Here is a 13,483-nt window from a genome sequence, read left to right as displayed (position 1 = left end):
AGCTGCGTGATCTCAGCAGCAGTGATCTCTGCAACAGCAATCTCCGCAGCAGCGATCTCTGCAACAGCAATCTCAGCAGCAGTAATCTCCGCAACAGGAATCTCTGCAACAATGATCCCAGCAACAACCGTATGCTGCGGTTCCCAAGTCTTGAATCGTCAGATGAGACTGTCCTCAAATAAGTACTAAGCAAGCCGCATCAGGCAGACTTTGGTTTACATACACACTCTTCAATCGCTATTTTTATGCAATTATTCATTTATGCTAGAATAAGAATCATACGTAATTAAGGAGGATTTTACCATGGTGGCTATTTTTCATAATGATTGGGCGGAGCTGCTGAACGCTGAGCTTGCGGAGCCCTATTACCGGGAAATGCGCTCACAGCTCGCCCAGCAATACCGTACCACTACCATTTATCCTAATATGCATCATATTTATAATGCCCTTCATTATACTTCTTTTGAAAATACGCGGGTCGTCATTTTAGGACAGGACCCTTATCATGGCGCCAACCAGGCGCATGGCCTCAGCTTCTCCGTCCAACCCGGCGTGCGCATTCCCCCATCGCTGCAAAATATTTATGAGGAGCTGGCAAATGATCTCGGCTGCACGCCTCCCGCCCACGGCTATCTCGCCTCATGGGCCAAGCAGGGTGTACTTCTGCTTAACGCCGTGCTCACCGTAAGAGCCGGCAGCGCGGGTTCGCATCAAGGCATGGGCTGGGAGCGATTTACCGACCGAATCATTGAGGTGCTGAACGAGCGGGAGCAGCCCATCGTATTTATACTGTGGGGCAAGCATGCTCAGGATAAAGCATCTCGTATTGACCGTTCCCGGCATCACCTCATCGCTTCTCCCCATCCAAGCCCTTATTCGGCGGAGCGTGGATTTTTCGGGAGCAAGCCCTTTTCCCGCGCCAACGCCTTCCTTCGCAGCATCGGCAGCGAGGAAATTGACTGGCAGCTGCCCATGACGGCGGAGCAGCTGGAGGGATAGGCTTTTCGCCAGCACAACGAACAGCTTCAACAACAACATGCCTAAAAAACATAAAGCAGGCGCTCGTCCGGCCGTACAGCCAGATGGAGCGTCTGCTTTGTGTTTACATTACTATTGCTGCTTATCATGAATAACCGCACACCGCCTTCATATAGACAGCACAAGCAGCAGCGCAGCAAAAATAACCAGCACCATCAACAGCTGGGTTCCGAATCCTACGCTCATCTCCCCATCCCCTCTCCTTCAATCGATTTAAGCTATTTTGCAAATAAAGGGAAAAGGCTGCGCATCGCTGCGCCGCCTCTTCCCCTTTTCTACTTTCTACCATCCATATCCTGTTTCCTGTTATTCCCTGTCCGCAGTCTGCTTAATTGTTCGCCCCAAGTAGCTGGTTAATGATAACCGCCGCTTGCGCCCTCGTTGCATGGCTCTTCGGCTCGAAGCTGCCATTGCCTGTTCCTTTAATGATGCCTGCGCTTTGCATCGCATCTACTGCCTGCTTCGCATAGCTGGAAATCGCCGAACTGTCTTTGAATTCACTTAGCTGACCTTGTGCATTCAGCTTCAGCTCAAGCTTCTGAATGACGCGGTGGGCCATAACGGCCATATCCTCACGCGTAATCTCATCATTAAAGCCAAAGGTGCCATTGGCTTTGCCTTCAACAATTCCGAGCGCCTGGGCGCTTGCCACGGAGCTGTAATACCAGCTGCCTGGCTGCACATCGCTAAACGTGCTCGCTGCATCCACCTGCTCCAAATCGAACGTTTGCAGCAGCATTTTCAGAAATTGCGCACGCGTTACTTGCTGATCCGGCTTAAAGGCCTGATTGCCCATGCCATCAATAATGCCTCTGGCAGCAAGCGATTCAATGCTGTCCTTTGCCCATGCTACACGGTCAATATCTTTAAATTGAATGTTGACGTGCGCTGCTGCATATTTGCTGAAATGCTCGGGTCTAAAGGTGACGAGGCCTGCCGATGCATCATATTTGCTATTTTTCACAATTTGCAATTCGCCATTAGCATCGATGTAATAGACGACCACTTTATTCGGACTTTCTCCTGCTTTCAGGCTGTAGTCCAAAGCCACTTTAACATGGCCCCCGAAAGAGGAAATCGCTTTGCCATCAATCGTCAACGTCAAATCATACACTTTTGCATTCCCGAGCTGAGCTTTCGCTTCGGAGGAAAGATTGCTTATATCGGCCTCAGCGGCGGATATTTCCAGCTTCCCTGCACCAGCCCCTATTTGTCCGGAAAGCCAAGCTGTATCCAGCACAAAACTCGCTAGCCCTAGATTCACTTCTAATTGGCTCACTTGTTTGCCGGAAGCCGCTTTCAGCGCCTGCGCTGGAAGCGTTACTTGAATGGAGCTTGCTTCACCAGTTGGCACAGCGGTAATCGCAAGTTTTTTGCCTGCTGCTTCGTCCAGTCCTTTCGTCAGCTCAGCCGAAGTCACTTCTGCCGATGCTTTGCCGCCAGCATCTACCGTTACGACAGGCTTAAGCTCAACATGGGCAGGAGCCGGAGCTAACGTCGGTGGAGTCGTTGTCCCCGTTCCACCCGATCCAGAGCCTGATCCAGGGTTCACCGTTCCAGCCGCCTTTATCGTTACAACGAGCTCGCCGCTCACTGCTGAGCCGTCATTTGCGGTCGCCGTCACCTTCACTTTGCCTGCCGCCACTGCCGACAGCAAACCATTTGTATGAATCGTTGCAAGCGTTGTGGCTGAGCCATCTTCATTTGCAACGGCCCACGTTACCGACTTGTTCGTCGCTCCGCTAGGCGAGAATACCGGGCTAAGCTGCATCTGTTGTCCTGCCGTTACCTCCTGCGAAGGAGCGGAAATACTAAGGCCGGTTGCTGCAATCGCGTTCGTACGAATATTCGGTCTTGCTGGCATCTCCATATCTGTGCCTAGATAGAAGCTTGTATGCGGCGGCTGGTTGTAGCCCGTATTTTGCCAGGCGATGCCGAGTCTGTACACTGGATCATGCATGAGCGTATGAATCCGATGCTCCGTTACAGCAGTCGTGGTATAAATGCGCAGCGCGCTGCTGTCTTCCGTCCGCAGCACCACCTCCTCGCGCCAGTCTCCAAGTAGATCGGCCTGCAGGTTCGGATTGCCTTTCGTATCATTATTGGAATAAGTGCCTGTAAATGTTTCTAAGTTAACGAGTGTCTCGTTCTCATAATCCCACTTGTCGATTTTTGGCACGCCTACACGAGGATCGCCGAGCCAATTATGATCAAGCAGCTCGCGGCTGAGGTCGCCATCCCACCAAATCGCAAAGTTGGACGTTGGAATGCTCGCGGACAGCTTTTCCCCTTTCGCATTAAACAGGCCACCTGTCGAGCTGTTCCATGCGCCGTCGATTGCCCATGATTCCGCGCCTTTATGCCTTGGGTCAATGTCGGCTGACAAACCGCGTCCAGCATCTATGCCGAGCTGCAGCTGTCCCCATAATACACGGCCTGTTCGCGCATCCTTCATATCGTAGGAATATTTAACGGCGGTATCCTCTTGCACCGCAAACAATTCAAGTCCCAGTCGATCCGGATTAAGATTGCTCAGATGCATCGCATCGCCATGACCAAGCTTGGAGCTCCACAGCCCCTTTCCATTATCGTCAATAGCTGCCGCGCCTGTAATAATTTCATCCCGTCCATCATTATCCACATCAGCAACGCTTAGCTGGTGATTGCCTTGGCCGTAATAATCTTCATTGCCTGGCGTTTTGGAATCGAACGTCCATACCTTCGTCAGCTCGCCATCGCGATAGTTGTACGCGACAAGCACCATCCGCGTGTAATAACCGCGCTGCATGACGATGCTTGGACGCTCGCCATCGAGATAGGCAATCGCCGCTAGGAAACGGTCAACGCGATTGCCGTAAGCATCGCCCCAATCCGCGACATTGCCCCGCTCCGGCTCATAAGCATCCGTTGCCAGCGCTTTGCCTGTCGCACCTTCAAACACCGTATGGAACTCCGGTCCGGTCAAAATATATCCGCTGGCGTTGCGGTGATCCGCATTGGCATCGCCAATGACAACGCCGCTTCCGTCAATCGTGCCATCCGCTGTGCGGAACGTCACCTCGGCTTTGCCGTCACCATCCAGATCGTAGACCATTATGTCGAGATAGTGGGCGCCTGCGCGCATATTTTTGCCTAAATCCATTCGCCACAGACGTGTGCCGTCAAGCTTATAAGCATCAACATACACATTGCCTGTATAGCCAGCCTGTGAATTGTCCTTCGCATTGCTAGGCATCCAGCTCATAATAATTTCGTATTGCCCGTCTCCGTCCAAATCGCCAACGGAAGCATCATTCGCCGAATACGTATAAGCTACGCCATCTGGGGTTACGCCGCCTTCCGGCTTCTCAAGCGGAATATTCAAATAATTCGTATCCCATACGTCAACCGATTCCGATTGCGGCTGCTCCACTCCACCTGTAATGGCCCGCACATAATACGTTGAGCTGCTGCTTCCGCTCGCATCCGCGTAGTTCGTGCTGCCTGTAATTGGCGTGCTGTTCAGCTTCGCGCCATCACGGTACAGGTTGAAGGCAATATCCTCTGCATCGGTGCCCAGCAGGCGCCAGCCTACATACACATGATCGGTTTCCTTTACAGCAACGAGGCCGCGGTCGAGCGCTTCCATTTGGCGAGGTGCCAGCTTGATTGGCGTTTCGCTTATTTCCACGCCGCTTGCCTCGCTAACCGCTTCACCCGCATATTCATAAGCGCCTTTGACCACGAATGAATAGGTCGTTCCATTCGATAGCCCCGCTATAGTCGAAATGTATTTGCCCGCTGGCACCGTATCGGCCAGTGTCAAGGAACCGTCTTCATTTTTCAAATAAACGCGAGTTTCCTTAAAAGCAGGGTCCTGAGGCTGTTCCCAGCCGATTTTGACTGTTTGATCATGTGCTTCGGTGACGACATACGTCACATTAGGTGACTTTTCCAGCTTATTGACTTTCACCTTGTACGTACGGCTAATGTCTGTAAAAGCAGACGAGCCTACCGAAATGCCAAACTCCGTCTCGTCGCCTGTCAAAGGTATGGTGCTCTGCTGTCCGCTGGCTATCGAATTGGCATCCAATTTCAGTCCAACAAATCCAGCGTTGCTTGCCGTTGGTGTTACATCCAGCGAAGTCGCCGAATACGGCACCTCTACCGAATAATCGTACACGCCTGGATCAAATGGCGGATTAAGCACAGGTGCAAAGTCGCCTGAGCCAAGCACTAGGCTAGCGAGCTTCACGTCAAGCGCGGTTACACGCACATTCGTCACATTGATTTGACCGCCATTCGGGTTGACATAGAAGCCAAAGCTGCTGATCCGCTCCCGATTGCTGTAAAAAGCGGATGGCCAATTCACCGTCTCGTCCGTCGTCAAATCGGTAACGCTTACATGATATTGCTTGCTTGGCACATTAAATACCATTTTGAAACGGTACCAATGCGTCACATCATAAGCAATCTGCTTATCCGCAGCTGCGTTATGCTGCTTGATAACGCCAGCATCAAGCTGGTAGCGAGCAGCGGCTGCATTGGTTGCATTCACCTTGCCATCCATTACCCATAGCGAGCCGCCTTTCCCCGTTGGCAGATTGACATCAAACTCGACGATTAAACCGCCGCTTTCTCCGGCAAAACGTTGGCCAATATAAGAGGAGCCAGTCGATTCATTCGTAACCGCCCCATAAGTAGAACCTGTAACGGAATCCTGCTTAACTATAAAAGCTGGCGCAGCGCCTTCCTTCGTCCAAGTGTTACCGCTTCCAATTGTTAAATCGCCAAGCGCATAGCTGCTGAAATCATCGGCTACAAGCACCGAATCAGCTGCTGCGGCAGGCATAGAAAAGGCTGGGACTAAGAGAGTAAGTGCTAAAAGACATGACAGGAACTTCGACATCGCTGCGGTTCCTTTCCCCTTCTTGCGCATGAGCATTACCGTTATGACCTCCCTGAAATTAGGTTTGTATTCCGCCTTTCTCCAGCAGGGCTGCTATCTCCCACGCGGAAATAAAACGCTTTCCAAAATAGGCAAACCTGCCAAGCGTAAACGGCTTTCGCCGTCATCTGGCGGCAAAGCTACCCACCATTGCCTGTCTGGAGAATACTTCTCCAATTATAGGGAATTTCCCGAAATAAACCACGCCAAAAAACAGAGCTGTTTGATTAAAAACTAGACATTTTATCCAATTGCATTTAAATTTTTATCTGGATTGTACCGATTCCAACTCCGTCCTAGGGCGTGTATGCAAACGTAAGCGAGTCCGCGCCCGAACCTGAACCCGATAGATGCCTGCGTCAAACATTCTCCTTCTACTACCGGGAATGTCACAACTTATGAATCTAAAACTATCTACCGAAGGTCTGCTTCATGCACTTCGTTCAATGGTTCGCTCCCTGCACCTAGGACACAAAAACAGAAAGACACAAAACACAAAGACGAAGACCAAGACGAAAGGTAGACTTCGTGGACACAATTCGGCGGACACAGCAGCCGCTATTTCAACAGAATCGAGGGTTTTGCACAGGCTGCGGACTCAGGAGCCGCTAATGTGCTGAAAGTCGTCATTTTGAAGGGATTACGAAGGCAATAGCGGATCTCCTGTCCGCTTAAGGCCCAAAATCGAAGCAAAAGCCAAAATAGCGGAATCTCTGTCCTAAAAAATGGAGTTGTGCGTCCCAAGCTGCGTGTTCTCAGCAACTGTGGACTCAGCCAACAGTACTCTGAGCAACGGCAGTCTCAACAACAGCAGTATCAGCAACGGCAGTTTCTGCAACGGCAGTATCAACAACGACAGTATCAGCAGCAGTCTTCCCAGCCACAACGAACTCCGTAACAATTGCATGAACTTGTGTCTTATGACTTAAATAAACAGTTGAAAGTCGCCTCGAATTAGCGCCAAGCTAGGTGCAGCATCAGGAAGGGCTCCCGTTTGCATACACCTCCTAGTTCAAATTAAAAAAAGCGGCCCAGCCGCACTGCCCTCCAAAAAAAGGAAAGGCAAATCCAGCTGAACCACCGTTTTCTTTTATATAGTGCCTTTAAAATGCTTCATCACAAGCTGTGTCTCCGGCTCCGGCTCGCAATTTAATTCTTCATGAAGCAATCTTGCAAAATCATCGTAATAGAGAACAAGTGCCTCCTGGTCGCCCATCTGGCCTAGCAGATTTAATATTTGCCGGCACAGCTCATCCGAATATGGCTCCTGCTCATGCAGCAGCAGCAGCCTTTTGAGCGCCTCCTGCTCGTGACCAGCATTCATCTCATAATGGATAAGGCTGCGGACAAGCCGCACATATTTCGCTCTAAGCTCATCCCGGCGCTGCCTCGCCCACAGAAAATCATGCTCTTCAAAATAGTCTCCCGCATACAGGCTGAGCGTCTGTTCCGCCGCAATACGCTGCTGCTCCGTCTCAATGGCGCGGATCGCGGCAGCTCCCTGCTCAAACTGCTCGACATCCAGCTTTAATCCATTGCTTGTCAGACGATAGCTGTCGAGCGCAAACTCAACGAGCGCCACTACTTTCCAATCTTTCATCAGCTTGCGAATTTGATAGACGGACGTATGCAGCAGCATCATCGCTTTCTCATAATCCGAATCAGGCCATAACGTGTCCAGAAGCTGCTGCTTGGCGACCCATTGATCTTTATAATGCAGTAAAAAAGCAAACAGCTCCTGCGCTTTCAGCGTCCGCAGCCGGAGGCTCGTATTCGTTTTTCCATCGTCATGAAATGCCAGCCGCTTGAAGCAGAGCACCTGCCTGCCGGGCAGCTTCTGCTGCTCCGGCTTGCCCCGACTGTAATCTTCTATAATGCGAGTAATCGTCTTCTTAAACCGTTCCGGATGAACCGGCTTCAGCAAATAATCGAGTGCATTGAGCTCAAACGCTTCAATCGCGTATTCCGAATAGGCCGTTATGTATACGATGCGTATGTCAGGGTTAATGCTGCGGATATGCTCCGCCGCCTCAAGACCGTTGAGCCCCGGCATATTAATGTCCAGAAAAACGATGTGTACGGGCGTAGCCCGTACACTTTGAATGCCATCCCTGGCCGAAGTGAATTTTTCTGCCACCTGCAAGCGTCCGTCCCGCTCGAACAACCATTCAATGTGAGCGAGCGCCGGCTTTTCATCATCAATTAAAATGACTCTCATCGCCACCGACTCCCTTTTATGCTTCGTTATACGTGCCTGCCCGCAGCTCCTTCGGATAGCGGAAGCTTACCTCTGCCCCGAGCTGCCTTTGCCCATCAATGACCAAGCCGCTGCCGTACAAATTAACCAGCCTCTGGTGAATGTTGCTCAAGCCTACGCGGCCTGTCCCTTTGTCCGAGAGCACCTGCGATAATCGTTCTGGAGTAAAGCCTACACCATCGTCCTCTACAAGAACCATAATACAGTTGTCTATTTCAGAAATTTTCAGCTTAATCGTGCCGCCTTCTTCTTTTTTCATGACACCGTGATTAACTGCATTTTCCACTATCGGCTGAATGGTTAGCGGAGGAATAAGCGCAAGCGCATCGCAGCTAATTTCGTATTCAATTTTCAGCCTTTCATCAAAACGCGCTTTTTCCAGCGTCAAATATGACTTGACCAGCTCCAACTCGCGCTCGATCGTCGTCATTTTGTCGCGATTATGGAAATCAAAGCTGCTGCGCAAAAACTGGCTTAATTCAATGAGCAGCTCCATCGCTTTATACGGATCTACCGGACAAATGGCTATAATCGTATTCAAGGCATTGTATAAAAAATGGGGCTTGATTTGCGCCTGCAAAAACGCCATTTCCGCCTGTACGGCCAGCTTAACTGACTTGCGCAGTGCCAGCAGCGTCTGAACGCGGGCACGCAGCTCGCCGGCATCAACGGGCTTGCCTATATAATCGTTGACCCCTGCCTCAAAGCCGAGCTTAATGTCCTCCGGCTTCGTTCTGGCCGTGAGCAGCAGCACCGGAAGCTCCGACAGCAGGAAGCGTTCGCGAATTTTGCGGCAAAGCTCAATACCCGACATTTTCGGCATCATCCAATCCGTAATGACCAAATCGTAACTGGCCGGAGCAGCAAACGCCTCTTCCAGCGCTTCATCTCCGCTTCTTACCGCCGTTACCTCGCAGCGCTCAATGGAAAGCAAATTAATGAGCACCTGCAAATTAATCGGATCATCGTCAACGACGAGCACGCGGAATTCAGCTGCTGGCGGCGGCACATTCAGCATAGCGGTAAGCTCGATTGCGGCGGCCTGCTCCTGGTAGGCGATATCAGCTTCGTCTATTTGCTGGCCTTGGGCGATCGGAATGGTAAAGCTGAACGTTGTCCCTTGTCCGGCAATAGAATGGACGCTGATGGTTCCACCACCCAACTCCACAAGCTGCTTTGTAATACGCAGTCCGAAGCCCGAGCCTTGAAAGATCGCCTGCCCCGCCTTTGTTTTTCGTTCAGATAAAAAAATCGTTTCGAGCTGCTCGGGCGGCATACCGATACCCGTATCCGCAATGTCCACCCTCACCTTATTTTCCTGCGTCACCGCACTGATGGTTATTTTCCCCTGAATGGTCGCCTTCGCCGCATTTCCAAGCAAATTGTACAAAATTTGCCGCAGCCGATCTTCATCCGCATCAAGCAAAGGCAAATTGGCAGGCAGCCGCTGTTGAATCTGAACTTGCTTGTCGATGAGCAAATGCTCCACAACCTCTACAACCGCATGAAGCACGGGCTGAAAATAAATCTTTCGCTTCGCAAGCTTCATTACACCGCCCCGCAGCTCCGCAAACTCCAAAATATCCTGAATAAGGGCGGACAGCTGCTTTCCGGTCGAAACAATCATTGATAAATGCTCCGCCTGCTTCGTATTGTTGAGCGGTCCGGCAGCGCCTTCCAGCATGGAGGCTGCCATATTAATAATGCCATGCAGCGGCGTCCTCAGCTCGTGCGAGGTCATCGTCATAAATTCATCCTTGAGCCCATCAAGCGTCAGCAGCTTCTCCGACAGCTGCTCCACCTCGCGGATCGATTTTGTAAAGCGTTTCGCGAACAAGCCCGCATGGGCGAACACAAACAGCAGCATTTCGAAAGAAATCAACATTGCGCTTTCCATAAATCCGTATGCCCGCATCATGGAAGCCAGCATCATCATGACGATGCTCTGAAGACTCAAAAACCAGTAAGGGTCCGCATACACCTTGCGTCCGACACCCCGGATAATAACATAAATATAATAAACAATCATCACAAGACCTTGAGCCATAATTAAAATTTCCAGCTTCGAAATAAATAACGGCGTTGCCACGAGCTCCAGCACAATCGTAAATCCCGCAAACCATTTTAAAAACCGCATCACTTTGGAATGCACGATGCCTGGCAGCATTTCATTCACGATGCATAATAAAAAATAATACACAAACACCGATGAGATGGGCTGCAGCTTCAGCACGAAGGAATAAGGCAGATCAGGCAACAGCTGGACAATGATTCGTTCCCCTTGAGTCATCATAAAAATCATTGACGAGAGGCAAAAAAGCCCGAGAAACATCAGCCCCCTCTCTTGCCTTCTAAGCACGTATAACAGCAGGCAAAAGAGGCCAGGGATTAGAAATCCGGAAATAATCAACGCCCCACGTAAAATATCCATTTCCCGGTTTTTAATAATCGTATGCTGATCTCCGAAGGTAATGGAATAAATGATGCCGCCTGTAGCATAGCTGTAATTGGCTACCTGCACAATAAGCTCGACCGAATCGCCCGCAACGGTGCCAAGAGCAATATAAGGCACATTGTTTTGAACGCCATCGTATTCATTGGCAGCTGGGGCACCGCTGGCACCAATCATTTGATTGTTTAAATAAATGCGATTGGCCATGCGAATGTTCGAGGTGTAGATTCCATATATTTCGCGCAAATGGCTGGGGAGCTGAATTTTCAAACGATAAGTGCCGTAGCCAATGCCCGCCCTGCTGCCTTCTCCAGACAAATAAGCATTCCATTTCCCCGGTACATTCACCAGCTTGCTCGGTAGAGCCTGCTCCGCTGGCAGCTGGCTAGCAATCGCAAAATCTTTCGGCGTCAGCAGCTGGTTCGGATAAAACTCCCACTCGCCATCCAGCTTGACTGCCCCATTTTCTACAAAACTCCAATTACTCAAGTCCAATACGCCATTTACAGCACGTACATCCTGTTTATCCGCCAGCTTAAGGAACATAAGCACAAAAATCGTGCCCGTAATTCCTAAAATCATCAGGAACATGCCGATGTTCTTTCGATTAAGCATTCATAGTCTCTCCCCGCAGCGTTACGATGCCTCTTATGTATCGTCTATACAATATAAAAGCCTGCTGAGTCGTACTCACCAGGCACTGCTTATTCGTGCAAGCTATCGTTTTCGTTTCTATCTCCTATTATAACTTCTATTCTGAACCTTTTCTGAACATATTTCGAAGAAAAAATAGAAAAGAAAGAGCCGTCATTACGACGGCTCTTCCCCACATACGAGCACCCCGCTGCGATACAAGGTGACACGGCTGGCATCGGCAAAAGCTGTATTCGCCGCATTATACGAATAGTCATTGGTCTCATCATAGTTGGTCCAGCTATTTTTATGGATGCGGTTCTGCATTTCGCCGGTATGGCCGCCGCCAGCTGAAATATTCCCAGCTCCCGTACCAAAGCTGATTTCCAAATAAGTGTCGGCATTTGCGCTCGTCTTGCCTGACGCGGCAATGCTGCCACTAAGATTGGAGCAGCCTACGGTTGCATAGTCACAATCGAAAATTTGCGGCTGCGAGCCATCTGCCGAATACCAATAACGAATAGTGAGCTCATGAAGCGGCACCGCTGATGTACCCGAATTGATGATGCGGAATTGCGGCTTTAATTGATTGTCCAGAGCGGCAGAATCGCCGTTCTTGTATTGGACCTTAAGCTCGCTTGGGCCTGTATTCGGGAGGGCTGGCGTTGCACTTGCCTGCAAGGAATTTACCGATTCGCCCACGGTGTTCACCGCGCTAACGGCATAATAATAAGTCGTCCCATTGACCAGCCCCGTGTTCACATAGCTGGTGCTGCTTGTCGTGCCTACTGTGGCAAAGGGGCCCGCACTTGAAGCTGCGCGCTTAATGTTGTAGCTGGTCGCTCCGCTGACCGCCTGCCAGGACAGCGCCGCCTGGCTATTGCCTGCCGTAGCTGTTACGCCTTGCGGCGCTGCCGGCACTGTCGGTATCGGCCCAGTACCCCCGCCCGATTTGGCATTCATCACATTTGCGTGATTAGTCAGCAGTGTAGCCGTCGCGCTTGGATATATGATGCGGAAGCCGTCATAATCGGGATACAGCGTATTATCATCCTGAATGCCTGTTAAAATCCAAAACTGGCTGCCCGAACCGCCATATTGCTCAACCGCACCGAGCCAAGCAGCATAAACCTGATTGCGGGTCGCTTGATTTTGATAGCCGAATTCCTCCAGCACGACTGGCTTCTGCGCCGCATTGCCGTCCTCGATATGGTCGATAATCCACTGCGTGCCCCACTGCGCTGTACGGTTCCAATGATCCGGATATAGGTGAAACGTGCCGTAATCAATATTCGGCAGCGCAATCAGCCTTTCCCAATCAACGCCTTCCCCGCCGCCATACATCCAATCCGAATGCCCCGGAATGTTATAAAAGCCTTCATCCCCTACAGCGACCAAATGATTCGCATCGAGCGATTTGACGTAGGTGCTCATCTCATCCGCCCAATTAACAAGCTTGTTGCCCGTTGTGTCGGATTGGGCCCGCGGCTCATTCGCCAGCTCCCATGCCATAATGGCAGGATCATCTTTATATTTAACGCCTGTGTACGTATTCACCCGGTTGAGCATGTAGTTTACATAGTTTTTATAAGCTTGTTTAATAGAAGCATTCGTATAAAAAGCATCATGCGAGCCAGCATTAAACCATGCAACATACTGATTCATGCCGCCAAAATCATCCCAGTTGTTTACGAATGGAATAACCAGCTTAACGCCCGATTGTCCAGCCTTATAAATCGCATAATCCAGCTTGGTAAATCCCGATTCGTCATATACGCCGGGAGTCGGCTGCAGGACGGCATTATCCTGCGGCTGTCCATTATGGAAGCCCCAAATTCGGATCACCTTGAGATTCATCGCCACCATGTCCGCAAACACGTCATCGACCATTTTTTGCGACTTATAGTGGAAATAATAGTTGTTCGTTCCGGCAAAATAAAAGTCCTCGCCGTCCAGCTGAAACTTGCTTCCTGATGTCGTAACGAAAGCATTGCTATCTGCGGCGCTGGCCTTCGTATCGGCTGTCATCCACCCGCAAACGATAGCTAGCGCCAGTGAAAAAATCATGAACCGTTTGAGCTGCTGCTTCATGCGTAATAGCCTCCTTTTCGTTTTTTTATCTGCAATGGAAACGCTTACTTATATTATCAAGCAAGGAGCCGCCTCGAAACTAGTC

At 50.4% G+C, this 13,483-nt stretch carries 5 protein-coding genes and 1 pseudogene; 1 reads left to right on the top strand and 5 read right to left on the bottom strand.

Going from position 1 to position 13,483, the window contains the following annotated elements:
• The first annotated feature begins 303 nt into the window (after positions 1-303).
• Positions 304-999: a uracil-DNA glycosylase gene (locus AC6B99_RS06510; protein ID WP_494862247.1), complete on the top strand. Its 696-nt coding sequence runs from the start codon at positions 304-306 to the stop codon at positions 997-999.
• Between the two features lie 367 nt (positions 1,000-1,366).
• On the opposite strand, the gene AC6B99_RS06505 is transcribed toward AC6B99_RS06510, so the two are convergent.
• From AC6B99_RS06505 to AC6B99_RS06485, 5 genes and pseudogenes are all read right to left on the bottom strand, one after another.
• Positions 1,367-5,962: a rhamnogalacturonan lyase family protein gene (locus AC6B99_RS06505; protein ID WP_496663033.1), complete on the bottom strand. Its 4,596-nt coding sequence runs from the start codon at positions 5,960-5,962 to the stop codon at positions 1,367-1,369.
• A gap of 1,093 nt (positions 5,963-7,055) precedes the next feature.
• Positions 7,056-8,183: a response regulator gene (locus tag AC6B99_RS06500; protein WP_496663032.1), complete on the bottom strand. Its 1,128-nt coding sequence runs from the start codon at positions 8,181-8,183 to the stop codon at positions 7,056-7,058.
• Between the two features lie 16 nt (positions 8,184-8,199).
• Positions 8,200-11,289 (bottom strand): hybrid sensor histidine kinase/response regulator, encoded by a 3,090-nt coding sequence (locus tag AC6B99_RS06495; RefSeq protein ID WP_496663031.1) that lies wholly within the window; start codon positions 11,287-11,289, stop codon positions 8,200-8,202.
• A 195-nt stretch (positions 11,290-11,484) separates the two neighbouring features.
• On the bottom strand, positions 11,485-12,270 hold the full coding sequence (locus tag AC6B99_RS06490) for a cellulose binding domain-containing protein (protein WP_496663136.1): 786 nt from the start codon (positions 12,268-12,270) through the stop codon (positions 11,485-11,487).
• Positions 12,256-13,398, bottom strand: a pseudogene (locus AC6B99_RS06485) (glycoside hydrolase 5 family protein); the annotation flags it as partial. The pseudogene AC6B99_RS06485 and the gene AC6B99_RS06490, both read right to left, overlap by 15 nt.
• Positions 13,399-13,483: the final 85 nt, after the last annotated feature.

This window comes from Paenibacillus liaoningensis (genome assembly GCF_059609455.1).
This window is presented reverse-complemented; position numbering and strand designations above follow the sequence as displayed.